19 protein-coding genes are annotated in these 23,577 nt (G+C 65.9%); 13 read left to right on the top strand and 6 right to left on the bottom strand.

Annotated features, from left to right (window positions below; genetic code table 11):
• Positions 1-160: 160 nt before the first annotated feature.
• Genes FB468_RS04040 through FB468_RS17650 form a run of 3 tightly spaced genes read left to right on the top strand, consistent with a single transcriptional unit; the run spans position 161 to position 3,387 of the window.
• Complete coding sequence (locus FB468_RS04040) at positions 161-1,426, top strand: ABC transporter substrate-binding protein (protein ID WP_141886202.1); 1,266 nt, start codon at positions 161-163, stop codon at positions 1,424-1,426.
• 58 nt (positions 1,427-1,484) lie between these two features.
• Positions 1,485-1,724 (top strand): hypothetical protein, encoded by a 240-nt coding sequence (locus tag FB468_RS04035; protein WP_170219616.1) that lies wholly within the window; start codon positions 1,485-1,487, stop codon positions 1,722-1,724.
• A gap of 37 nt (positions 1,725-1,761) precedes the next feature.
• Positions 1,762-3,387: an HNH endonuclease signature motif containing protein gene (locus FB468_RS17650; protein ID WP_141886200.1), complete on the top strand. Its 1,626-nt coding sequence runs from the start codon at positions 1,762-1,764 to the stop codon at positions 3,385-3,387.
• A 22-nt stretch (positions 3,388-3,409) separates the two neighbouring features.
• Here the strand turns inward: FB468_RS17650 and FB468_RS04025 are convergent, their stop codons facing one another.
• Entirely contained in the window at positions 3,410-4,969 is a 1,560-nt protein-coding gene (locus FB468_RS04025; protein ID WP_141886199.1) for a class I adenylate-forming enzyme family protein, read from the bottom strand.
• A gap of 338 nt (positions 4,970-5,307) precedes the next feature.
• Entirely contained in the window at positions 5,308-6,147 is an 840-nt protein-coding gene (locus FB468_RS04020) for a crotonase/enoyl-CoA hydratase family protein (protein WP_141886198.1), read from the bottom strand.
• 97 nt (positions 6,148-6,244) lie between these two features.
• Here FB468_RS04020 and FB468_RS04015 point away from each other — a divergent pair, with 97 nt between their 5' ends.
• Complete coding sequence (locus FB468_RS04015; protein WP_141886197.1) at positions 6,245-7,027, top strand: type IV toxin-antitoxin system AbiEi family antitoxin domain-containing protein; 783 nt, start codon at positions 6,245-6,247, stop codon at positions 7,025-7,027.
• A 194-nt stretch (positions 7,028-7,221) separates the two neighbouring features.
• On the opposite strand, the gene FB468_RS04005 is transcribed toward FB468_RS04015, so the two are convergent.
• The 4 genes from FB468_RS04005 to FB468_RS03990 are packed head-to-tail and all read right to left on the bottom strand — an operon-like array spanning position 7,222 to position 11,442.
• The gene (locus FB468_RS04005; RefSeq protein ID WP_141886195.1) at positions 7,222-8,055 is read right to left on the bottom strand and encodes an ABC transporter ATP-binding protein; all 834 of its coding nucleotides are present in this window, start codon (positions 8,053-8,055) and stop codon (positions 7,222-7,224) included.
• Complete coding sequence (locus FB468_RS04000; RefSeq protein WP_141886194.1) at positions 8,052-8,984, bottom strand: ABC transporter ATP-binding protein; 933 nt, start codon at positions 8,982-8,984, stop codon at positions 8,052-8,054. The genes FB468_RS04005 and FB468_RS04000 overlap by 4 nt, the downstream gene beginning before the upstream one ends.
• Positions 8,977-9,963: a branched-chain amino acid ABC transporter permease gene (locus FB468_RS03995; protein ID WP_141886193.1), complete on the bottom strand. Its 987-nt coding sequence runs from the start codon at positions 9,961-9,963 to the stop codon at positions 8,977-8,979. Before FB468_RS03995 ends, FB468_RS04000 begins: the two co-directional genes overlap by 8 nt.
• A gap of 3 nt (positions 9,964-9,966) precedes the next feature.
• A complete protein-coding gene (locus tag FB468_RS03990) occupies positions 9,967-11,442 on the bottom strand; it encodes a branched-chain amino acid ABC transporter permease (protein ID WP_246055742.1) in 1,476 nt (491 codons plus the stop codon).
• Between the two features lie 184 nt (positions 11,443-11,626).
• On the opposite strand from FB468_RS03990, the gene ftsY reads away from it, so the two are divergent.
• The 9 genes from ftsY (at position 11,627) to FB468_RS03945 (ending at position 23,553) form a co-directional block, all read left to right on the top strand.
• Positions 11,627-12,505 carry a signal recognition particle-docking protein FtsY gene (ftsY, locus tag FB468_RS03985; protein ID WP_141886192.1) on the top strand — a complete coding sequence of 293 codons (879 nt, stop codon included), beginning with the start codon at positions 11,627-11,629 and terminating at the stop codon, positions 12,503-12,505.
• 210 nt (positions 12,506-12,715) lie between these two features.
• The gene (locus FB468_RS03980; RefSeq protein WP_141886191.1) at positions 12,716-13,564 is read left to right on the top strand and encodes a 3-hydroxyacyl-CoA dehydrogenase; all 849 of its coding nucleotides are present in this window, start codon (positions 12,716-12,718) and stop codon (positions 13,562-13,564) included.
• Positions 13,565-13,618: 54 nt separating this feature from the next.
• A complete protein-coding gene (gene ffh, locus FB468_RS03975) occupies positions 13,619-15,175 on the top strand; it encodes a signal recognition particle protein (RefSeq protein WP_141886190.1) in 1,557 nt (518 codons plus the stop codon).
• Entirely contained in the window at positions 15,176-16,300 is a 1,125-nt protein-coding gene (locus tag FB468_RS03970; RefSeq protein ID WP_141886189.1) for a hypothetical protein, read from the top strand.
• A 292-nt stretch (positions 16,301-16,592) separates the two neighbouring features.
• Entirely contained in the window at positions 16,593-18,359 is a 1,767-nt protein-coding gene (locus tag FB468_RS03965) for an ABC transporter substrate-binding protein (protein WP_141886188.1), read from the top strand.
• 151 nt (positions 18,360-18,510) lie between these two features.
• A complete protein-coding gene (locus FB468_RS03960; RefSeq protein WP_141886187.1) occupies positions 18,511-20,337 on the top strand; it encodes an ABC transporter ATP-binding protein in 1,827 nt (608 codons plus the stop codon).
• Complete coding sequence (locus FB468_RS03955; protein ID WP_246055741.1) at positions 20,334-21,299, top strand: ABC transporter permease; 966 nt, start codon at positions 20,334-20,336, stop codon at positions 21,297-21,299. The genes FB468_RS03960 and FB468_RS03955 overlap by 4 nt, the downstream gene beginning before the upstream one ends.
• The gene (locus tag FB468_RS03950) at positions 21,296-22,261 is read left to right on the top strand and encodes an ABC transporter permease (RefSeq protein WP_141886186.1); all 966 of its coding nucleotides are present in this window, start codon (positions 21,296-21,298) and stop codon (positions 22,259-22,261) included. The genes FB468_RS03955 and FB468_RS03950 overlap by 4 nt, the downstream gene beginning before the upstream one ends.
• The gene (locus tag FB468_RS03945; protein WP_141886185.1) at positions 22,258-23,553 is read left to right on the top strand and encodes an alpha/beta fold hydrolase; all 1,296 of its coding nucleotides are present in this window, start codon (positions 22,258-22,260) and stop codon (positions 23,551-23,553) included. The genes FB468_RS03950 and FB468_RS03945 overlap by 4 nt, the downstream gene beginning before the upstream one ends.
• Positions 23,554-23,577: the final 24 nt, after the last annotated feature.

Genomic DNA, 23,577 nt, shown 5'->3' with positions numbered 1-23,577 from the left:
CAGGCTCTTCCGGCGCCACGGCAAGCGTCGCTGTTGACGGAATCTAACAAATTTGTCTCAGGCATTGCAGGGCACCCCACAAGTCTCGCGCTCGGCGATACGCTACGAACGTACCGCTCCAAAGGTGGGGCGTACCAAAACGTATGGAAAGGCGTAACCAATGAAGGTTTACTCCAAGAAGACAGCCGCGGCTATCGCGCTCGTAGCCGGTGCGGCGCTGGCTCTCTCGGGCTGCTCGACCAGTAACGGCTCAGGGTCTGAAGAGACGACGAAGCCCGCCGGTGACACTGGGGCGCTGAAAATCGGCACACTGCTTCCGCAGACGGGCACGCTTGCACACCTGATCTACGGGCCGCAGGCGGCTGTGAAGCTTGCGCTGTCGGAGATCAATGAGGCGGGCGGTGTGCTCGGCAAGGACGTCGAGCTTGTCGTCGAAGGCAACGAGCACGACGCCTCCGACCCGACGATCATCAACAAGAGTGTTGACGACATCATCAAAGCGAACCCGTCGTTCGTGCTTGGCGCGATGGGCACCGGTAACTCGAACGCGGCCATGCCGAGGCTTACGGAAGCTGGAATCCTGATGGGATCCCCGTCGAATACCGGCATCGGGATGTCCGGTATCAACGATCTCTACTTCCGCACGATCGCGTCCGACATCATCCAGGGTCGCGCGCTCGGCAACCTGGTGCTGCAGGACGGCAACACGACCGTTGCAATGCTCGCGCAGAACAACGACTACGGTATCGGCCTCCGCGACAACTTCCAGGAGACTCTCGAGGGCGCCGGCGCAGAGCTCGTCTACGGGGCGAAGGGTTCAGGCGAGGAGTTCCCCGAGGGGCAGACCACGTTCACCTCCGAGGTGACGGCGGCGCTCTCGAAGAAGCCGGACGCCATCGCGATCGTCAGCTACGAGGAAGCCAAGCAGATCATCCCCGAGCTCGCAGCGCAGGGCTTCGATCTCTCGAAGCTCTACCTCGTCGACGGCAACACCGTTCCCTACCCAGAGTTCGATGCTGGCCTCCTCGAGAATGCCCAGGGCACCACGCCGGGCCGCGCGTCTGAGGGAACGTTCCTTGAAGACCTCGTTGCGGCCGATAGCTCGGCGACGAAGAGCACGAACTTCGCGCCAGAGTCGTACGACGCCGTGATGCTCGTGGCTCTCGCAGCGCAGAAGGCGGGCAGCACCGATCCTTCAGCGATTCGCGATAACCTCGCAGCGGTCTCGGGCGCGGATGGTGGCGACACCTGCAGCACCTTTAAGGACTGCCTCGCACTCCTCGAAGACGGCAAAGACATTCACTACGAGGGTCAAGCCGGTGGCGGGCCGCTCACCGATAAGAATGAGCCTTCGTCGGCGCTCATCGGCATCTACCGCTACGACGACACGAACACGCCGAACCCTGTCGGCGAGATCGAGGGCTAGGCGCTCGCGCCCTTTCAGCTCTCGCAGTGCAAGTTAAGAGCGTGGCCCCGGCTCATACATGAGCCGGGGCCACGCTCTTGCCGCTTGGGGCGGCTGGGGTTGGTTGGAGGCGGTTGGCGCGGTTGGGGCGTCGCTTGGCGTGCTGTTCGGCGTGCTGTTCGGCGTGCTGTTTGGCGTGTTGTTCGGCGTGTTGTTCGGCGTGCTGTTCGACGTGTTCAGGTGTGGCCGTGCACTGCTCGGCCCACAGCGGACGAATGCTCGTCGCGGCACCCGTGAGTCGCATTGCCGCTGGGGATAGCCGGATCAGGGCTGCGGCGTCGTGTTGAACTCGGAGCATGACTGAATTACACCCACCCTCCGATGCTCCAGATGAGTCCGGGTTTTCACCGGCGTACGAACTTCACCTCCGCGCTGAGCGGGCTGAGGTAGGCTCGCGTAGTGCAGCCGATGCTTCCCCGCAGGGCCCCGGCACGTCCCAGGAGAGGCGCCTCGCGCAAGACCGCGAAGACTTCGCGCAACTTGACGAGGCCATGCTGTCGATACGGCGAGCTGAGGCGGCCCAGACACGGGCGCTGAGCCGCATCGTCGAGCGTGCCTGCGGCCCGGTTGGTGGGCCAGCGCCTCCAAACAGTGCCCTGGCTCAACGATCGCTGAGGCTCGAAGTGGCGGCTCGATACCGCATGAGTGAACACGCGGCAGGGCGGCTCATGGACGTCGCGCATCAGGCGGTGTCGCTGTACCCCGCATCGCTGCGCAGCCTCGCTGACGGGGAGATTAGCGCCGAGCATCTCCGCATCATTGTTGATGAGGGGAGTCTCTTCGGGCTCGATAGCGACGGTGAGGCAGCGGAGCGCCGGGGCCGATACGAGGCTGACGTGCTCCCTCGGGCCAAGGTTGACCCACCGAATCGGTTGAAACCGGTCGCACATGTGCTCGCTGAACGGGGCGCCCAAGTAGAAGTCGAAGTCATGCATCAGCGTGCCGTCGCGCGGCGCCATGTGCGAGTCGCGGAAATGCCGGACGGCATGGCAGAGCTGCGAGCCTACCTCCCTGCGCTCGAAGCGTATGGGATTCGCGATCGAATTCGGCGGATTGCGAAGGCGGCGCTTCGTGGAAGTGCTGCGGAGTCTACTGCGGAGTCTGCTGGGGAGTCTGCGCAGGCGGAACGAAGCGGCGAGACCCGTAGGACGCCCGACAACGCAGAGGGGCAGGGGAACAAGCGCGGGGACTCGTCTGGTTACACCAGCAATGAGGCGCCGGCTGGCTCTGAAAAACCCATCCCGAAACAGCGAACCCTCGACCAAACTGAAGCCGACGCGTTCTGCGATCTCCTATTCTTCGGCGACATCCCTCTCGGCGACGACTCAACCGACCGCCGGGCGCGGGGGATACGTGCCCTGGTACAAGTCATCGTGCCGGGCTCTGCAGTCGGCCTCGGGGCTGGCCTCGAACCCGGCCTCGAGCCTGGCTTCGAAACCGGCTCCGGCGCCCGCAATGACTCTCCGGTCGAAAGCGCGGCGTTGACGACCCGTGGGCCTGTCTCTGAACTGGTGGGGTACGGGCCGATCTCTCGGGGTGCAGGTCAGCGAGTCGCGGGCTCCGCCGATGTGTGGGACGCTGTCTCGGTAGACAGCCGCGGCACCGTGCTCAGCGTCGACAGGTATCGACCGACTCCGACAATTCAGCGCTTCCTTGCAGCGCGAGATCTGCATTGCCGGGCCCCCGGTTGTCGCGTACCCGTAGCTCGATGTGACGTTGACCACACGGTTGCCGCCGAGCACGGCGGACCTACATCGACTGACAACCTTGCGTATCTCTGCCGAGGTCACCACACGATCAAGCATCACACGGGGTGGCAAGTGAGTCAGCGCGACGGTGGGGTGCTGACCTGGGTGAGCCCTACGGGAACGGAACACGTGGAAGACCCGCCGAGCCGAGTACGGTTCAGAACTGAGCCGTAACGGCAGAGGGCTCTCAGCGCACCTACTGAACCTTGCCCAGTTGCTCACGCAGGATCCGCCGATTGAGCTTGCCAACAGCGGTCTTCGGTATCTCTTGAACAAAGACGACCCGCTTGGGCTTCTTATATCCGGCCAGCCGTTCACCAACAAAGGAAACAAGCTCCGGTTCAGTCACCTTGCCGCCCTCACGGATCACAACCGCCGCAGTTACTGCCTCGACCCATCGGTTGTCTGGTAGCCCGACTACGCAGCATTCTCTGACCTCTGGATGCGCAGAGAGCGCGTTCTCGACCTCAAGTGGGTAGACGTTGTAGCCGCCGGTTACGATCATGTCCGACGTGCGGTCCTTGAGTGAGAGGAATCCGTGCTCGTCGATGACGCCGATGTCTCGAGTCCTCACCCAACCGTCGTCGGCGAATGTGGCCGCGGTGAGCTCTGGCGCATTGTGGTAGCCGTCGACGGCCGATGGAGCACGGACTGCGATCTCGCCGGGAGTGCCCGCAGGCGCTTCAGAGCCATCATCCGCGAGGATACGCAACTCAACATCGACACATGGCATACCCGCGACACCGCTGAGTGCGAGCTGCTGATCCTCCGGACGCAGCACCGCTAGGCAGAGCGGGGCCTCTGTTTGTCCGTAGTACTGCCAGAATCGGTGGGAACCCCAGGCCTCCATCGCCCGTTCAAGCAACGTCGCGGGCATCGGTGAAGCCCCATAGATTACATTCTGTAACGCGCTGACATCGGTGTGGCTGAATTTGGGATGATCGACGAGTGCCGCCAGCATTGTCGGCACCAGGTTGACCGCGGTGATGCGTTCGCTCGACAGGGCAGCCAGGAAAGTCACTGGGTTGAAAGCGGAGTGAATGACGGTTCGGGCGCCCCTGAGCCAGAACGGCAACACGAACACCCCGCTTGCATGGATGAGCGAGGCCGCGTGCAGCATCGCATCGCCTGGCTTCGGGTCGAGCAAGTTCAGCATGACGTTTCGCGCGATAGCAGCGTAGCTGGCCTGAGTATGTCGGGCGGCCTTTAGCGTCCCAGTGGTGCCCGACGTGAACAGGGTCAGAATGACTTCGTCAGGTGAAACCGTGCGCTGAATAGCTTCATCCGACGCGTGGTTGGCGAGTTCCAAGAGGGGCACCGTCTGAGGCTCGACGTCACCAAGACTGAGCAGTTCGAGTCCGGGAACTCGAGCCGCAAGTTCAGCTGCCCGCTCCTCCAGTCCGGGGCCGACGACGAGATGACGCGCCTGCACCTCAGCGAGCATTTGCGCGTGTTCCCCTGGAGAGAGACGCGAGTTCAGCGGCACTCGATTGATGCCTGCTCGTACGCACGCAAAGTCGACGGGCACGCTCAATAAACCGTTGTCAATGAGCAGGGCGACGGGTGTGCCAGGCGTCACGCCGCAGGGCCCGAGCAGAGCGCGGGCAAGACGCCAACTCAAGCTATCGACTTCCGAAACAGTGAGGGCCGCATCACCAAAGGTGACCGCGATGCGATCACGATGCTGGGCAGCGCCGCGGGCAATGAGTTCGATGGTTAACGGCTGGCGCGCCATTGCGCCTCCGAGTGTCGACATGATGCGTTCCTAACTGGGTTGGGGTTGGGGTTGGGGCGGGAAACGGACTCAGACTGAGACTGAGACTGAGACTGAGACTGAGACTGAGACTGAGACTGAGACTGAGACTGAGACTGAGACTGAGACTGAGAGCGGAGAGCGGAGAGCGGGGAGCGGAGAGCGGAGAGCGGAGCGCGGGGAGCGGAGAACGGAGAGCGGAGAGCGGGGAAGCGTATGGCGCGAAGATCGAGCTCGAAGGTAGGAGCGCCCGACCGTGCATGGGCCGCAGGAGAGGCGATCGATGCAAGCTGATTCAAACCGGTGCGGCGCATACCAACGGGTGCATAAGCAGGTGCAGCTCAGTCGGCAGGGGGCGTCACGGTGATTGGTTCGCCGGCGGCGGTCGTTCCGGCGGCGGACGCCTCGGTCGAGAATGCCCCGTGCCGGCCAGCTCCATCCGCAAATCGACGGGCTCCTGCGATGCCCTCGCGCTCGACGATCGGGCCGCCCGCAACGCCTTCGCTGCGGATCGCTTCCTCGAGTGAGAGATCCATTGCAGCGTATGTCGAGGCGCGGTCAGTGATCATGCATTCCTGCGGGAAGCTGGCGATTGTCCGTGCGAGGTCGAGGGCGCCTGCGAGTGCTGCCCCAGGTGCGGTGAGGCTGGTGACCAGTCCCATGGCGAGTGCCTCCGTTGCGGGAACGGCGCGGCCTGTGAGAATCAGATCCAATGCGCGCCCAAGGCCGACGATGCGGGGGAGCCTGGCTGTTCCGCCGTCGATGAGGGGAACCCCGAAACGGCGGCAGAACACGCCGAGCACGGCGTCCTCTGCCGCAACGCGCAGGTCTGCCATGATGGCGAGCTCGAGCCCGCCTGCGACCGCGTACCCTTCGATTGCCGCGATGAGTGGCTTCCCGACGCGCAGCCGAGTGGGACCCATCGGGCCAGGCCCGTCGCCGACGGGAGAAACGTCGTTGCGGAGATCGGGATCCTGCATTGAGCCCAGGTCCGCCCCGGCGCAGAACGTGCCGCCCGCGCCGGTGAGAACCAGGACGCGGAGAGCCTCATCCGCTTCGAATGCCGCGACGGTCGCTGCGAGCTCATCGGCCATCGGGCGGTGCACCGCGTTGCGTACCTCCGGGCGGTTGAGAGTAACGAGACACATCGGTCCATCGGTGTCGACTGTGATGTATTCCATGTGTGCTCCTGTGCAGCTCGCTGATGCTCGGCTGCTCAGCACGCTACGCATCATTCAAATGTTGCGCAACGGTATCCATGTCATGTAACAAAGAGGCATGGCACTTTCGGCTCCTTCCCTGCTGCTTGACCTCCTCGGCACCCACGGGGGAGAGGCCAACGTCGCGGGGCTCTGCCGAGCGGGAGCGGTGTTCGGCGTCGGCGGCACAACTGTGCGCGTCACACTCACTCGACTCGTCGCGGAGGGCAAGCTGCGCCGCGTGCGGCGGGGCGTGTACGCGCCGCCTTCGGACCCTTCGGAGCTCTCGCAGCGTGTCGCCGCGTGGCGCAGGCACGGGGAGGAACTCGTGGACTGGGAGGGCGACTGGGTCGCAGTACACGACGGCGACGTGCTGCGGTCTGACAAGGTTGCGTGGCGAACCCACCAGCGGGCGCTGAGTCTCTCTGGGTTCCGTGCACTCGGCAACGGGCTCCAGGTGCGGCCCAACAACCGTCCGGGTGGCGCGAAAGCGACGGCGGCGGCGCTGCGCGGAATCGGCCTCTCCTCGGGCGCGTCCGTCTTTCTTGCCGGGCCGTTTGACAGTGAGCTGTACGCGCGAGCCGCGAGCCTCTGGGATATTGATGGGATACAGAGGGCACTTGCGGGGCGCCGCGCCGAGATTGCTCAGAGCTTGGCGCGGCTCGACTCAATGGGTCGGGATGCAGCAGTGCGAGAGACCCTGCTTCTCGGGCGAGACACGATCACTCTGATCCTTCGCGACCCGGTGCTTCCAGATCAGCTCATGCCAAGCGCCGCTCGGACAGAGCTGATCGCTGCAATGAGTGGCTATCAGGCGGCGGCTCTTCCGTTGTGGAAGGAATGGCTCGAGGAGCCCGCGTAGGGGCGGGCGGGCGGGCGGGCGGGCGGGCGAGGGGCCGAGCGGGCGGACGAGGGGCGGGCGGGCGGGCGAGGGGCCGAGCGGGCGGGCGCCAAGGGCCTCGACCCAGCCCCGCCAGTTGGGCGCCGCCCACGGAGCCCAACTCCCAACCCCCTCCACCCAACAGCCTTTGCCTGGCCACCCTACGCCTGGCCGCCCTACGCCCGATCCTCCTCCGAGGGCTGCACCTGGACCCCGCCGGTCTCGGCTCGCTTCGCGTCGACCTCGGTCGCGAGGGTCCCCAGATACAGCTCAATCACCTTGGGATCGTTCGCGAGTTCCCTGCCCGTGCCCTGATGCGCGTTCGTGCCCTGATCCAGCACGTATGCGCGATCGCAAATCTGCAGGCAGCGGCGAGCGTTCTGCTCGACCATCACGATCGTCACGCCCGTCTGGTTGATCTGCCGGGTGCGAATGAAAGTCTCGTCCTGTCGCACCGGGGAGAGCCCCGCGCTCGGTTCGTCGAGCAGCAGCACGCTCGGCTCCGTCATGAGCGCGCGCGCCATCGCGACGGACTGTCGCTCGCCGCCCGACAGCGACCCGGCGAGCTGCTTGCGGCGGTCCGCGAGCATCGGGAACAGGTCCCAGATCTCGGCGACGCGGCTCGCGAACCGTTTGGGGTTGAGGAACAGGCCCATCTGCAGGTTCTCTTCGATCGAGAGGGTCTGAAACACGTTGTTGGTCTGCGGAACGAAGCCGACTCCCTTACGCACGAGCTCGGTCGTCTTGGCTTTCGTGACGTCCTCCCCGTTGAGCACGACCGCACCGTCGCGAATGTCGACGAGGCCGAAGAGGGACTTGAGTAGCGTCGACTTCCCGGAGCCGTTCGGCCCAATGATGCCGACGAGCTCGCCCCGGTGCGCCGCGATGTTGCAGCCGTTGAGAATGTTGATGCCGGGAAGGTACCCCGCGACGAGGTCCGTCGCGTTGAGCACGAGCTCTCCGGCGGGCACAGTGACTCCGCCCGTTGGCGTGGCGAGTGTCTCGGTCATCGCGCCTCCTCCTTGATCTCTTCCTCGATCGCCTGCATCATCTGCGTGTTGATGACCTCGCCCAGATCCTGGTCGTGGTGCGCTCCGAGGTACGCGTCGATCACCGAGGGGCTCGTCATGACGTCTTCGGGGAGCCCCTCCGCGATGATCCGGCCCTGAGCCATCACGATCACCCAGTCCGAGATGTGCCGCACCATGTGCATGTCGTGCTCGACGAACAGCACCGTGGTGCCGTCGTCGCGCAACTGCTCGATGTGCTCGAGCAAGCTCTGCGTGAGCGCGGGGTTCACTCCGGCCATCGGCTCGTCGAGCATAATCATCGACGGGTTCGACATGAGCGCCCGCGCCATCTCGAGCAGCTTCTTCTGGCCGCCCGAGAGGCCGCCCGCCATGTCGTTGCGCTTCGCGTCAAGCTTGAAGCGGCGCAGCAGATCCTCCGCGCGCTCGATGTTCTCCCGCTCGCGCTTCGCCCAGAGCGGCTTCACGAGCCCGACGAACAGGTTCTCTCCCGGTTGGTTCGCAGCGCCGATGAGCATGTTCTCGAGGACGGTCATGCGAGTGAGTGCCTTCGTCAGCTGGAACGTGCGGATCATGCCCGAACGGGCAACGCGCGTCGCGCTCGTGCGGCTGAACGACTTGCCGTCAAACGCCCAGCTCGCCTTCTCACGCCCGGTCGCGGGCGTCGGCTTGTCGAAGCCCGTGAGCAGGTTGAAGAATGTCGTCTTGCCCGCGCCGTTCGGCCCGATGAGGGCCGTGATCGCGCCGCGCTGCACCTCGACGTGATCGACGTCGACAGCCGTCATGCCACCGAATCGGCGTACGACATTGTCGGCGACCAAGATCGGGTCTGGCTTCGGGGTGCCGGGTCGCTGTTCGAGCCCTGCAAGGCTCGCGCGCAGCTCATTCCGGTCGTAGGGGTAACTAGTCATTGAAGGCCAACTCCTTCCTATTGCCGAGGATGCCCTGCGGTCTGAATATGACGAGCAGCATGAGCATGAGGCCGATGAGTATCCACGCGAGGATCTCAGCCTGCTGTGCGTTGAGCATGCTCGCCGGCACGAACTCCGAAGCGACGCTCGTGATGACGAGCCGCACGACGAAGAAGAGGATCGCGCCGAGGAGCGGGCCAAGGATCGTCGCAGCGCCGCCGAGCAGCAGGATCATCCAGATATTGAAGGTCGTCGCGCGCGACATGCCGTCGGGGTTAATCGTTGCGGGAAGCGACATGATGATGCCGCCGAACCCACCCATGACGCCGCCGATGATGAGCGCCTGCAGCTTGTACGAGAACGGGCTCTTGCCGAGGCTGCGAACCGCGTCTTCGTCCTCGCGAATGCCCTTCAAGACGCGCCCCCACGGGCTTCGGATGAGCAACCAGGTGATGAGCAGGAAGAGCGCGACAAGCGCCCAGGCAACGATGCGCGACCACCAGTCGTCGACGCCGGTATTGAAGTAGTTCAGCCCGAGGAACGTCGTGCGCCCCTCCGGCAGCGGCGACAGCGCGTTGAGCTGCTCGCGGAAGCGGGTGCTCTGGATCCCGCTCGGTCCGCCCGTGATGTGACTGATATTCGCGAGCCGCGCCGTCATGCGCAGGATCTCGGCCGCGCCGATCGTCACGATCGCGAGATAGTCGCCGCGCAATTTCACGGTCGGGATCCCGAGCAGCAGCGCGAAGAGCGCCGATGCCGCCATCGAGATAAGGATCGCGGGGAACAGCCCGACCCCGTTCATCACCGAAATGACGAAGCCGTACCCGCCGACGAGCATGAAGCCCGCCTGGCCGATATTCATGAGTCCGGTGAAGCCGAAGTGGATGTTCAGCCCGATGGCCGCGATGACGAAGGCCGCGGTGACGGGGGAGAGCGCAGTCTGCAGCATTGCCTGCAGGAGTCCGGTCCAAAAGTCCATGGGTTATCCGATCCGTTCCTTGCGCCCGAAGAGGCCCTGCGGCCTCACCAGCAGCACCACGATAAGGATGAGCAGCGCCGCAGCGTGCTTGAGGTCGCCGGGCAGCCAGATGTTCGCCATCTCGATGACGAGGCCGATGATGAGCGCGCCGACGATGGCGCCGAAGGTCGTACCGATCCCGCCGAGGATCACCGCGGCGAACAGCAGGAGCAGGTAGTGCCAGCCCGTGTTCCACGCGATGCCGTTGAGCACGAGGCCGAGCAGCACGCCGGAGAGGCCAGCGAGCGCGACGCCGACCGTCCAGACTGAGCGGATCACGCGATCCACGTCGATCCCGGAGGCCTCCGCGAGCGGCCGGTTGTCTGCGACCGCGCGCGTCGCCCTGCCGAAGCGCGTGTACTTCATCACGAGTGCGACCGCGATGATGGCAACGAGGGCGATGCCCATCGCGATGTAGGACTGCACGGTGAGCGTTACGCCGAGGAGCGTCACGGTCTTCGGCGTCGACGGGTCGATACGCAGGATGTTCGCGCCGAAGAAGAACTGGAAGATGTTCTGCAGCACGATCGAGAATCCGATCGAGACGATCATCATCTGCGTGAGGCTCAGCCGCTTCTTGCGCAGCGGTTTCCACAGCACCGCGTCCTGGAACCAACCGAACGCGGCCATGACGATCACGACGATCGCGCCAGACAACCAGATGTTGCCGGTGAGCTGCATCGCGAGGAACGCGAGAATGCCGCCCATCGACAGCATCTCGGCGTGCGCGAAGTTTGAGAGCCCGGTCGTGCCGAACACGAGCGACAGGCCCACTGCGCCGAGCGCGAGGAGGAGGCCCATGCGGAGCCCCGAGGCTGCCTGCTGCCAGAACCTCGGCCAGGAGAAGCTGTTCGAAGCGCCGGGCGTGGCTTCGGTAGCGGTGTCGGTGCTTGTGCCGCTACCAGTGTCGGAGCCTGCGTCTGCGCCGGTGCCGCTGCCACCGTCTGTCTCGGCGCTCGTACCGCCGTCGGACTCGCCTCCGCCCGGTGCCGCCGGCTGGGCCGCCGCTGCTGGGTCGTCGGTGAGCGGGAAGAGCGCGCTCGCCGACTCAAACAGCGCCACCCTGACCTTACGGGTGTCCGTCGCCTTCGGGAACTGGCCGTCGGGAAGCGTCGCGCCGTCGATGGTGACGGTGTACTCGCCTGCCTTCGTGACCGGGAACGACCAGCGGCCGTTCGCGTCGGTCGCGGTGCTCTCGGCTGCCGCGTTCGTCCCCGAGGCTCCCTTGCCTGACATTGTCAGCGAGACGCCCTCCGCGGGTTCCCCAGTGCTGAGCTTGACGATGCCCTGGATGCAGCCCGTCGTTTCGTCAGGCACGCACGTCGCCGCGTGGGCTGGCGCGACCTGGAACGAGAGCGCAAAGAAGCTGAGCACGATCGCGAGCAGCGCAATCGCCGGGGCGCGCAGCGGCGCCCCCCTGATAATTCTTCCGTGGTTCACTTGACCTCCATTGGTCCGCGCGTTGCCACCTGCGCGTTGGTCGAAGCATCATTGCTGTCACCGATGAATATACAAGGCACGTGCGCGGCCGGCGCGAGTTTGTCGGCGTTGCGGTTCCATCGTTGCCGATACGCAACATCGCGCGACCGTCAGCCGCGGCGGTTCTTGTCGGTAGTCTTGAGCTATGGCAGAAAAGGCATGGTCGTTTGCGCGCGCGTTTCGCAATGTGTTCGGTGGGGGGTCTGAGACCATCACCGATGAGACCTGGGACGATATTGAGACCGCGCTCATCACCGCGGACTTCGGCCCCGAGATTGCGGACTCGATTCTGGAAGAGGTACGTGGCTCCGTCGAGCGGCACCGGGTGAGCGAGGTGAAGGAGCTCAAGCGGATCCTGCGTGAGGTGCTCGAGGAGCGCCTCGCCGCCTTCGACCCGACGCTGAAGCTCATCGACCGGCCGGCCGTGATCCTCGTTGTCGGCGTGAACGGCGTCGGCAAAACCACGACGATCGGCAAGCTCTCGAACTACCTGACGCGCTTCGACAAGAAGATCATCGTTGGCGCGGCGGATACCTTCCGCGCCGCCGCCGTCGAGCAGCTCGCGACCTGGGCCGAGCGCGCGGGCGTCGCGATCGTGAAGCCGCAGCAGCAGGGGCAGGATCCGGCGTCCGTCGCGTTCCAGACCGTGCAGCGCGCGATCGACGAAGAGCTCGACATCGCGATCATCGACACCGCGGGCAGGCTGCAGACGAAGGGCGGGCTCATGGACGAGCTCGGCAAGATTCGGCGCGTGATCGAGAAGCTCGCGCCCGTGTCGGAGGTGCTGCTCGTGCTCGACGCGACGACCGGCCAGAACGGGCTCGCGCAGGCGCAGGCCTTCATCGAGCATGCCGGCGTGACCGGGCTCGTGCTCACGAAGCTAGACGGTTCGGCGAAGGGCGGGTTCGTGCTCGCCGTGCAAGAGCATACGAAGCTGCCGATTAAGCTCGTCGGCCAGGGCGAGGGCATCGGCGACCTCACCGGCTTCACCCCGCACGTGTTCGCTGCACAGCTCGTGCCGTAGGGCTGGTGTGTTCCGTGGGGCTGGCGTGCCCTGCGGGGCTGGCTCGCTCCGCGGGGTCATCGCGCGCTGTGCTCGGAGCGAAACCCCGTACACTTCGGCGGCCGCTTTGTTACGCTTATGAATAAGGCCTGACGGCCGGCCAATGCATGCGGCCGCCGGACCGGAATGCGCCCCGAACGTACGGGGTGCCTCTCGAGAAAGGCTATTCCTATGCAACATGTCACCGTCCTCGGCACTGGTGTCCTTGGTTCGCAGATCATTTTCCAGTCCGCGTATATGGGCAAGGACGTCGTCGCGTACGACATCAACGACGAGATTCTCGCCAAGCTGCCCGAGCGCTGGGAATACCTGAAGGCCGCCTACCGCCGCGACATCGCGGACGCGACCGATGAGAAGCTCGACGCAGCGGCGGCCCGCATCCGCGCGACTGCCGACCTCGCCGACGCGATGAAGGACGCCGACATCGTGATCGAGGCCGTGCCCGAGCGCCTGGACGTCAAGCAGCAGACCTGGGAAGCTGTCGCCGCGGTCGCCCCGGCCCACACCATCTTCGCGACGAACTCGTCGACCCTGCTCCCGAGCGACATCGCGCCGTTTACCGGCCGCCCCGAGAAGTTCCTCGCCCTGCACTTCGCCAACGAGGTCTGGAAGTTCAACGTCGGCGAGGTCATGGGCCACGAGGGGACCGACCCGGCCGCGTTTGAGGCCGTTGCGGAGTTCGCGGAGGAGATCGGCATGGTCCCCGTCCGCATCCACAAGGAGCAGCCCGGCTACGTACTGAACTCGCTGCTCGTGCCGTTCCTCTCGGCCGCGAGTGAGCTGTTCGTGAAGGGCGTCGCGACCCCGGTAGACATCGACAGTACCTGGCGCATCGCTACGGGCGCGCCCTCTGGCCCGTTCCAGATCTTTGACGTCGTTGGCATGATGACGCCCTACTATCTCAACGTCAACAGTGACGACCCGATCAAGCGCGAGTTCGCCGAGATCATCAAGCGCGACTACATCGACAAGGGGTATCTCGGGAAGGGTGCGGGGCGCGGCTTCTACGAATACGAGTAAACCCGCGGGGGAGAGGGCGCCCGGCCTGTCCGAGCGCGGTAGACTGTTCGCACTATGGCTACTTTCGGCACCCTCTCCTCGCGGCTTACCGACACCTTCAAGAATCTCCGCTCGAAGGGCAAGCTCTCAGCGGCAGACGTTGACGGCACCGTCCGCGAGATTCGTCGCGCCCTGCTCGAGGCTGACGTCTCGCTCGACGTCGTCAAGGACTTTACCGGCAAGGTGCGCGAGCGTGCCCTCGGCGACGAGGTCAACCGCGCGCTCAACCCGGCGCAGCAGGTCGTGCAGATCGTCAACGAGGAGCTCGTCGAGGTGCTCGGAGGCGACCAGCGTCGGCTGCAGTTCGCGAAGAACCCGCCCACGGTCATCATGCTCGCTGGCCTCCAGGGTGCGGGTAAGACGACGCTCGCGGGCAAGCTCGCGAAGTGGCTGAAGAACCAGGGCCACACGCCGCTGCTCGTCGCGTGTGACCTCCAGCGCCCGAACGCCGTCACGCAGCTCGGTGTCGTCGCCGAGCAGGCTGGCGTTGCGATCTTCGCGCCCGAGCCCGGCAATGGCGTCGGTGACCCCGTGAAGGTTGCGAAGAACGGCGTGGCCGAGGCAAAGCGTCAGCAGCACGACTTCGTGATCGTTGACACCGCGGGCCGACTCGGCGTCGATGCCGAGCTCATGAAGCAGGCAGCAGATATCCGCAAGGCCATCGACCCCGACGAGGTGCTCTTCGTCATCGACTCGCTCATCGGCCAGGACGCCGTCGCGACCGCGCAGGCCTTCCAGGAGGGCGTCGACTTCACCGGCGTTGTGCTCACGAAGCTCGATGGCGACCAGCGCGGCGGCGCCGCGCTGTCGATCCGTGGCGTGACGGGCCGCCCGATCCTGTTCGCATCAACCGGTGAGGGCCTCGACGACTTCGAGCCGTTCCACCCCGACCGCATGGCGAGCCGCATCCTTGACCTCGGCGACATCCTCACCCTCATCGAGCAGGCGCAGACCGCGTTCGATGAGGAGGAAGCGAAGAAGGTCGCCGAGAAGATCGCGAAAGACGCGTTCACACTCAACGACTTCCTCGGCCAGATGCAGCAGCTTCGCGGCGCGGGCTCCATCAAGAAAATGATGGGCATGCTCCCGGGCATGGGCAAGATGAAGGACCAGCTCGACAACTTCGACGAGCGCGAGATCGTGCGCACCGAGGCGATCATCCAGTCGATGACGATGGAGGAGCGTGAGAACCCGAAGATCTTGAACGGCTCGCGCAGGCTGCGCATCGCCAAGGGCTCCGGCATGACGGTCACCGACGTGAACTCGCTCGTGCAGCGCTTCGAGCAGGCCGCGAAAATGATGAAGACCGTCGCGCGCGGCGGTATGCCGCAGATCCCCGGCATGGGGCCGATCCCGGGCATGGGTGGGCACGGCGGCAAGAAGAAGCAGCAGCAGAAGGGTAAGGGCGCGAAGCGCTCGGGCAACCCGGCGAAGCGCGCGCTCGCACCGACCGAGGCGCCGGCGCCGCAGGGCGGGTCGGGCTTCGGCCTCGGGAAGGGCGGCGCCGCGAGCGCGCCGAGCCCCGAGGAGATGGAGAAGCTGCAGCAGATGCTCGGCGGCGGTCTCCGCTAGGTGACGGAGCGCCTCGGCGCGGTCGACCCCACCGGGCGGCTCGCGCAGCTCCAAGCGCTGTGGCCGGGCCGCGTGACGTGGGCGCGGGTGCGCGAGGAGGATCCGAAGGTCTTCCGGCAGGCAGCGCTCGGCGCGCTCCTCGTCGTGCTCGCGGTGCCCGTCACGATCCTGTGGTCGGCGCTCAATCTTGAGTGGCCGTTCGCGATCGAGCTGCCCGGCTGGATCGAATGGGTGCGCCCGCTGTCAACGGTGGTGTGCTTCTTCATCGCGATCCTGCTCTGGCTGTTCGGGTGGATCCTGATCTCGATGCCGCTCGATACGAAGCGCGCGATCGCGTTCTCGGATTTCGCGGGGCGCGTGGGTCTCACCTACTCCCGTTTCGGTTTCGCGTCGCCGACGCTCGGCATCTTCTTCGCCGAGCGACTCCCGAGTAAGCGCGACCCCGCAAGGGTCAGGCCGCCCGTGAACGCGACCCCGCCGAAGCCGCTGTTTCGCACCGAGTTCGTGCTCTGGTCTGGGCGGAACGGCCTCGAACCGAAGCTGCAGTTCGGCAAGGCGTCGTTTCAGGGAGATAAGAGCGACCCGAAGGGTCCCAGGCACGGGTTCCGCTACCTCTCGATGCGGCTGCCGCGCGCCCTGCCTCACCTCGTCATCGACGCCAGGGGCAACGGGAGCCTGCGGTCACTGCTGCCCGGGTCGCAGCGTGTCTCGCTCGAGGGCGACTTCGACAGGTTCTTCACTGTATATGTGCCCGAGGGGTACGAGCGTGACGCACTCGAGCTGCTGACGCCCGACGTCATGGCCTGCCTGATCGACCACGGTCGCGGCTGGGACATCGAGGTCATCGACGACACCCTACAGCTCGCGTCGACGCGGCTGCACGCTCACTCAGACAGGCGCGAGAGCGCAGCACTGCTCTACTTCGCCGAACTCATTGGTGAGGAGCTCGGGCACCAGGCGAAGACCTACTCCGACCCGCGCGCGGCCCGCCCGCGGATGCAGGTCGCGCCGCAGGGGAGGCGCCTCCGTCGCCGCTCTGGCGTGTGGACTGGTGTGCTCATCGGCGCGGGAATCGTCTTTATGTTCACGTACCCGTTCGTGCTCGGGTGGTGGCTCGACCGCTAGCCGGTCACGCTCCCTGTTTGGTTGGGCTCCGCGCCTGATCGGGCGATCACTGCTGTGCAACCAGAGCGCGGCGTCAACTCGCCGCGCGCCCAGGAAGCCCAGTTGGCGTGTTCCCGCCAGGTTGCCGCGGGAGCTGGGGCGCCCTGTCGTGATTACGCCATTCCCGGGTTAGGATCACCCGTCGGTGTGACATGCGCACCATGACATGTACAATTGCACTTAGGTTGCGATTCGCATCCATTGCGTCCGCCGGGCGCAACGTAAGCCTCTCAGCGATTCAAAGGTGACTCTTATGGCTCGGAAACAGATACTCTCAGGCGTCGCGCTCGGCGCGGCGGCGATGCTCGTGCTCAGCGGGTGCGCGAGCGGCGGCTCAGCCGACGGTGGCGCGGGCGGGGGCGAGGCCCAGGCGGGCGGCACCCTCAAGGTGCTCGCGAACGGCGACGTCGACCGCCTCGACCCGCAGCTCACGGCCTACGTGCCCGTGAACAGTGTGGTGCGGTCGCTCTCGCGCTCGCTGCTCAGCTACGTCTCATCGAACGACGTCGACGAGCGCATCGCGCTCACGGGCGACCTCGCGGAGGAGGTACCCACCGCGTCGGAGGACGGGCTGACCTACGAGATCAAGCTGCGCGATGGCGTGACCTGGAACGCGCCCGACGGTGCCCGCCCGATTGTTGCCGGCGACGTCGCTCGCGGCATCGAACGCATCTGCAACCCGCACATCGGCGCGGCGCTCGGTGGCTACTTCATCAACCTCATCGACGGCATGGCCGAGTACTGCGACGGCTTCGCGGGCGTGGCGGCCGAGCCCGCAGCGATGAAGGACTACATCGAGTCGAACGACATCAAGGGCATCGAGACCCCGGACGACCAGACGGTCATCTTCAAGCTCGTCGAGCCGGCCTCCGACTTCACGTCGATGCTCAGCCTGCCGACCGCGAACCCCGCGCCCATCGAGGTACTCGACTACCTGCCCGACTCGCCCGAGTACCGGGAGAACTTCGTCTCGTCTGGCCCGTACACCGTCGCGTCGTACACCCCTGACGTGAAGTGGGAGTTCGTGCGTAACGAGGCATGGAACGCCGACAGCGACCCGCTGCGCAAGGCGTACGTCGACAAGATCGAGATGACAATGGGCGTCGAGGGTGACGCCGCGATGCAGCAGCTCCAAGCCGGCTCGGCCGACCTGCTCTTCGACCTCAGCCCGAGCCCCGCGAACATCCAGCAGCTCACCGCCGCGAACGATACGAAGTTCACGACGATGGAGAACGGTGGCATCGACCAGTTCATGTGGTTCAACACCACCTCGGACAACAACGGTGGCGCGCTGAAGAAGCTCGAGGTTCGCCAGGCGATCCAGTACGCAATCGACAAGCCCGCCGTCGTGCAGGTCATGGGCGGCGAAGACATCGCCTCAGTGACGAACGGTATCTTCGGCCCCGGCATCAACGGCTACGAAGACTTCAGCCTCTACGGCGACAAGAGCGGCAAGGCCGACCCCGAGAAGGCGAAGGCCCTGCTCAAGGAAGCCGGGGTTGAGAACCTCACCCTGAAGTTCCCGTACCGCAACGTCGGTACGCAGCCCGACATCGCGCAGACCGTGCAGGCGAGCCTCGAGGCCGCTGGTATCACCGTTGAGCTCTTCCCCGTGCCGCCTACGGACTACTACGCCAACTTCATGACGAACCGCGAGAACGCCTCGGGTGGCGAGTGGGACGTCGCGCTCGTTGGCTGGTCGCCCGACTGGGTAGGCGGGGCCGCGCGCTCGGTCTTCCAGCCGCAGTTCTCGTTCGACGGCACCCCGCAGGCGTACAACTACGTCGACTTCAACAGCGACAAGGCAAACGAGCTCGCCGACCAGGCACTCGCTGCCGCGACGCCGGAAGAGGCAGGCAAGCTCTGGCACGAGGTCGACAAGACCGTCATGGAAGAGTCGCCGATCGTCTCGATCGTGTCGCGCAAGAAAGCGAACTACCACTCGGACCGCGTGCAGAACTTCCAGATCTACGCGCTCGCCCAGAACGGTGACTGGACGAACGTCTGGCTCAAGCAGTAACTCGCTCAGCCGTGGGGTGGGCGGCGGGCACACGCTCCGTCGCCCACCCCACAGTTCGTAGTTCTCTGGGCACAACAACACTGCGCACAACAACACTGCGCACAACAACACTGCGCGTTACAACACTGCACACCACAACCTGGGAGTACGAGTGGCAATACTCGATGTGCGGAATCTCGTGATCGACATTCCGACAGAAGACGGCGCGGTCCATGCCGTGCAAGACGTTTCATTCACCGTCGGCGAGGGCGAGTTCTTCGGCATCGTCGGCGAATCCGGCTCGGGCAAGTCAGTGCTCGTCCAGTCGGTCATGGGCCTCATTCCGCAGGCGAAGCGCTCGGGCGAGGTCCTGTTCAAGGGCGAGGATCTGCTCTCGCTCTCACCCGAGGGGCTCCGCAAGAAGCGGGGTGCCGAGATCAGCATGATCTTCCAGGACCCGCTCTCGAGCCTGCACCCGCAGTACACGATCGGGTGGCAGATCGTTGAGCAGATCCGCGCCCACGAGAAGATCTCGAAAGAGGCCGCAAAGGCGCGCGCGATTGAGCTGCTTGAGAAGGTCAGGATCCCGGACGCTCAGGCGCGCTTCGACGCGTATCCGCACCAGTTCTCGGGCGGCATGCGCCAGCGCGTCATGATCGCCATGAGCCTCTCCCTGAACCCCGCGCTCATCATCGCGGACGAGCCGACGACGGCGCTCGACTCCACCGTCCAGGCTCAGATCCTCGACCTCCTCGCCGAGATGCGTGAGGACTTCGGCGCGACGGTGCTCATGATCAGCCACGACCTCGGCATCCTCTCCCGCGTCGCCGACCGCGTCATGGTGATGTACGGCGGACGCAAGCTCGAGGTTGGCACGAGCGAAAACGTGCTCGGCAATCCAGCGCACCCCTACACCGCTGGGCTACTGCGATCCTCATCCTTTAACCGCGCGCCCGGAACGCCCCTGATCCCGATCGGCGGTCGCCCGCCGAGCCTGCTCGCGCCGCCCGCGGGGTGCGTGTTCCGCGACCGCTGCCCGAACGCGATGGACATCTGCGGCGAAGCGCCGCCCCTCCAGAAATACGACGACGGCACCGAGTCGCTCTGCTGGCTCACGACGCCGCCCGTCGAACCGCCGGCTCCCGAGATGCCGCCCGCCGAGATCATCGCCTCGAGCGACGACGCGATCGTTGAGGTCGAGCACCTCTCCGTCGCGTTCGCGCAGCGCCGCGGCGAGCCGCGGACCGTGCTCGATGACATCTCCGTGCAGGTGCGCAGGGGCGAAACCCTCGGCCTCGTGGGGGAGTCTGGCTGCGGCAAGACGACGCTCGCGCGCACGATCGCCGGGCTGAACCCGCCGACCTCGGGCCTGATCCGCTTCGACGGCCAGGACACCGCAGACCTCAGCGACGCCGAGTGGCGCCAGATGCGCCGCAAGGTGCAGGTCGTGTTCCAGGATCCGTTCGGATCGTTGAACCCCAAGCGTCGGGTTGGCTCGATCATCGGTGACCCGTTCCGCATTCACAAGGTTGCGAGCGGCGCCGACAGGCTCGCCCGCGTCCAGGAGCTCATGGAGATCGTCGGGCTGAACCCCGAGCACTACAACCGGTTCCCCTCGCAGTTCTCGGGCGGCCAGCGGCAGCGCATCGGCATTGCCCGCGCGATCGCGCTGAACCCCGAGCTCGTGATCCTCGATGAGCCCGTCTCTGCGCTCGACGTGTCGATCCAGGCGCAGGTGCTCAACCTGCTCGACGAGCTCCAGCGCGAGCTCGGCCTCACGTATCTGTTCATTTCGCACGACCTTGCCGTCGTACGGCACGTCTGCGACCGGATCGCGGTCATGGACGGCGGCAAAATCATCGAGCTCGGCACCGCTGAGACCGTCTACGGCCAGCCGCAGCAGGCATTCACGAAGAAGCTGCTGTCGGCGGCCGCCCCGGAGATCCCACGCGTTGAGCGCGAGCGCACCCTCATCTCGGCGTCAGGAGGCGCACTGTGACCGGCGTATTTTCGAAAGACACGAAGCTCATCACGACGCCCGGTTACGCGGCCCAGAAGGCCGCCGATATCCAGGCGAAGAGCTCGGCGCAGCTCACGATGGCACGCCTCGTGCGCGACCCGGCGAGCGTCGCCTCGGCCATCGTGATCCTCGGCATCGTGCTGTTCGCGATCTGCGCGCCGCTTATCGCGCAGTGGACGGGGCACGGGCCGACCGAGCAGTTCCGTGAGACCGGGCTGTCGGCCGCGGGTATCCCCGTCGGGCCCTCCAACGAGTTCCTGCTCGGCACCGACCAGCTCGGCCGCGACGTGCTCGTGCGCCTCGCTTACGGAGCGCGCGTCTCCCTGCTCGTCGGCGTCGTCGCGTCGCTCGTCGCGTCAGCGATCGGCGTCATCATCGGCGCGACCGCGGGCTTCTTCGGCGGCTGGGTCGACACGCTGCTCAGCCGCGTCATCGACCTCGTCATGAGCGTCCCGTTCCTGCTCGTTGCGATCGCGCTCGTCGCCGTGCTCGGCCCGAGCCTCGGCCTGTCGATCGTCGTGATCGTGTTCTTTAGCTGGGCCGGCCTCGCCCGCGTGATCCGCGGCCAGGTGCTCGCGATCCGCGAGCGTGAGTACATTGAGGCGGCCCGCTCGCTCGGCGAGTCGCGCTTCTCGATGATGTTCCGTGACGTACTCCCGAACCTCGTCGTGCCGATCATCGTCTACACCACCCTCGGTATCCCGGCGGCGGTCGTGTTCGAGGCGACGCTCTCGTTCCTCGGGCTCGGCATCGTGCCGCCCACCCCGAGCTGGGGCAACATGCTCGCCGACGCCGCGAACGGCTCCATGTACATGGTCGCGCCGTGGATGGTGCTCGTGCCGGGCCTCGCGCTCCTCGCGCTCACGCTCGCGTTCAACCTCCTTGGCGACGGGCTCCGCGACGCCCTCGACCCGACTTCCACGAAGGGGAAGAAAGCATGATCCGCTATTTCCTTTCACGGGTGGGCTTCGGCGCGCTCGTGCTGTTCCTGCTGAGCGTGTTCGTGTTCGTGCTGTTCTACGTCTCGCCGTCAGACCCCGCCCGCATCATCGCGGGCGACAAGGCCACCGAGGCGCTCATGGAGCAGATCCGCGTGAACCTCGGCCTCGACAAGCCGATGATCCAGCAGTACTTCATGTTCCTCGGAAACCTCCTGCAGGGCGACCTCGGCTTCTCGTACCGCTCGAACCTGCCCGTCTGGGAGCTCCTGTCACGGCGCATCCCCGTCACAATGTCGCTCGTGTTTGGGGCCGTTATCGTCTGGCTCGCGATCGGCATTCCGATCGGCATCGGCTCGGCGAAGAACCCCGGCACCCTTCGCGACCGCCTCGGCCAGGGGTTCGCGATCATCGGAATCAGCTTCCCGACCTTCGTGCTCGGCATGATTGCGCTCTACACGCTGTACTTCCTGCCGACGAAGATGGGCGTCACGCTCTTCCCGCCGTCAGGGTACGTGCCGTTCGCCGAAAACCCCGGCCAGTGGGCCTGGCACCTCGCGCTGCCGTGGGTGACGCTCGCGCTCGTGACCGCCGCCGTCTACGCCAGGCTCACCCGCGGCCAGATGCTCGACGTGCTTGGGCAAGACTACATTCGCACCGCCCGCGCGAAGGGGCTCACCGAGCGGCGCGTCACCTACGTGCACGCGTTCCGGTCGGCGATGCCGCCGCTTGTCACCCAGCTCGGCATTGATATCGGTATGCTCCTCGCAGGCGTGATCGTCATCGAGCAGGTGTTCGGCCTCCCCGGGGTCGGCTCGCTCGCGGTGACGAGCGTCGCGATGCAGGATCGCCCCGTCGTGATCGCCATCGTGCTGCTCGGCGGCCTGTTCGTTGTGCTGTCGAACCTGATCGTTGACACCCTGTACGCGCTGTTGGACTCGAGAGTAAGGACTGCCCGCAAATGACCGACTGGTACCCGATTGGAATGCGCCTCGTTGCCCGCGACCTGTGGGTGACGGTGCCGCTTGACTGGAACGAGCCCGAGGGCGAGACGATCCGCGTGTTCGCCCGAGAGGTCGTGAGCGCCGCGAACCGCGACGCAGACCTGCCGCTGCTCGTCTTCCTGCAGGGCGGGCCCGGGGGCAAGTCACCCCGACCGCTCGACGCCGACGGCTGGATCGGCGACGCCGTGACCAAGTTCCGCGTCATCCTGCCCGATCAGCGCGGCACGGGCCGCTCGACCCCGCTCGGCGCGGGCGACTTCGACGGGCTCGACGCGGCAGCGGGGGCGCGCCTCCTCGCGCTCCACCGCCAGGACTCGATCGTGCGCGACTTCGAGGCGCTCCGCGAAGCGCACTTCCCGGGGCGCCAGTGGTGGACGCTCGGGCAGAGCTACGGCGGATTCCTCACGCTGCAGTACCTCTCGCACTTCCCCGAGTCGATCGTCGCGTCGGCGATCACGGGCGGGCTGCCAAGCATCGACCCCGACCCCGAGGTCGTGTACTCGCGCACCTTCCCGCGCATCGCCGAGAAGAACCGGCAGTTCCGCGAGCGGCACCCGCACCTCGTTGAGCGGATCGCGCGCGTCGCCGACCTCCTCGAGCGCGAAGACGTGCGGCTGCCCGGCGGCGACAGACTCACCGTGCGGCGGCTCCAGACCCTCGGGCTCGATTTCGGGATGAAGCCCGGCTTTGACCGCGTGCACTGGATCTTCGACGAGGCGTTCGTAGACGAGGCCGAAACCCGGCTGTCCGAGGTGTTCCTCGCCACGGTCGAGGCGGAGACGGCGTTCCTCACAAACCCGCTCTTCATCGCGCTGCAGGAAGCGATCTACGGCCCCGGCCCGAGCGCCTGGGCCGCGCAGCGCGAACGTGAGTCCCGGCCCGAGTTCGCCGAATCGGCCAGGCCGCTCAACTTCACCGGCGAGACCGTGTTCCCGTGGATGTTCGAGGAAATCTCGGGGCTCACGGGCTTCCGGGCGGCGGTCGAGCACCTCGCCGCCAACGAGCAGCCGATCGCAATGTACGACCACGATCGGCTCGCCCGCAACGAGGTGCCCGTCGAAGCCGCCGTCTACTACGACGACATGTATGTTGACGCCCAGCTCTCGCTCGACACCGCGTCGCGCGTGCGCGGCGTGCACGCCTGGGTGACGAACGAGTTCGAGCACGATGGGCTGCGGCTCGGAGACGTCGCCGAGCGCCTCTTCGCCGCCCTCGAACAGCGGCTCGGCGGCACCGCCCGCAGCCGCGACTAGCGCGCTGAAGCGGGGCCGGGGTGT

This window comes from Leucobacter komagatae (assembly GCF_006716085.1).
Classification (GTDB): domain Bacteria; phylum Actinomycetota; class Actinomycetes; order Actinomycetales; family Microbacteriaceae; genus Leucobacter; species Leucobacter komagatae.
The sequence above is the reverse complement of the archived record's forward strand: the minus strand, read 5'-3'. Positions and strand labels throughout refer to the sequence as shown.

What these genes read in the sequence shown, in the direction of transcription:
- FB468_RS04015 (WP_141886197.1), top strand. Translation starts at nt 6,245, where the DNA reads ATGGCACTTTCGGCTCCTTCCCTGCTGCTTGACCTCCTCGGCACCCAC.
- FB468_RS03965 (WP_141886188.1), top strand. Translation starts at nt 16,593, where the DNA reads ATGGCTCGGAAACAGATACTCTCAGGCGTCGCGCTCGGCGCGGCGGCG.
- FB468_RS04020 (WP_141886198.1), bottom strand. Translation starts at nt 6,147, where the DNA reads ATGGAATACATCACAGTCGACACCGATGGACCGATGTGTCTCGTTACT.
- ftsY (WP_141886192.1), top strand. Translation starts at nt 11,627, where the DNA reads ATGGCAGAAAAGGCATGGTCGTTTGCGCGCGCGTTTCGCAATGTGTTC.
- FB468_RS03945 (WP_141886185.1), top strand. Translation starts at nt 22,258, where the DNA reads ATGACCGACTGGTACCCGATTGGAATGCGCCTCGTTGCCCGCGACCTG.
- FB468_RS03950 (WP_141886186.1), top strand. Translation starts at nt 21,296, where the DNA reads ATGATCCGCTATTTCCTTTCACGGGTGGGCTTCGGCGCGCTCGTGCTG.
- ffh (WP_141886190.1), top strand. Translation starts at nt 13,619, where the DNA reads ATGGCTACTTTCGGCACCCTCTCCTCGCGGCTTACCGACACCTTCAAG.
- FB468_RS04040 (WP_141886202.1), top strand. Translation starts at nt 161, where the DNA reads ATGAAGGTTTACTCCAAGAAGACAGCCGCGGCTATCGCGCTCGTAGCC.
- FB468_RS04000 (WP_141886194.1), bottom strand. Translation starts at nt 8,984, where the DNA reads ATGACTAGTTACCCCTACGACCGGAATGAGCTGCGCGCGAGCCTTGCA.
- FB468_RS03995 (WP_141886193.1), bottom strand. Translation starts at nt 9,963, where the DNA reads ATGGACTTTTGGACCGGACTCCTGCAGGCAATGCTGCAGACTGCGCTC.
- FB468_RS04035 (WP_170219616.1), top strand. Translation starts at nt 1,485, where the DNA reads ATGAGCCGGGGCCACGCTCTTGCCGCTTGGGGCGGCTGGGGTTGGTTG.
- FB468_RS03980 (WP_141886191.1), top strand. Translation starts at nt 12,716, where the DNA reads ATGCAACATGTCACCGTCCTCGGCACTGGTGTCCTTGGTTCGCAGATC.
- FB468_RS04005 (WP_141886195.1), bottom strand. Translation starts at nt 8,055, where the DNA reads ATGACCGAGACACTCGCCACGCCAACGGGCGGAGTCACTGTGCCCGCC.
- FB468_RS04025 (WP_141886199.1), bottom strand. Translation starts at nt 4,969, where the DNA reads ATGTCGACACTCGGAGGCGCAATGGCGCGCCAGCCGTTAACCATCGAA.
- FB468_RS17650 (WP_141886200.1), top strand. Translation starts at nt 1,762, where the DNA reads ATGACTGAATTACACCCACCCTCCGATGCTCCAGATGAGTCCGGGTTT.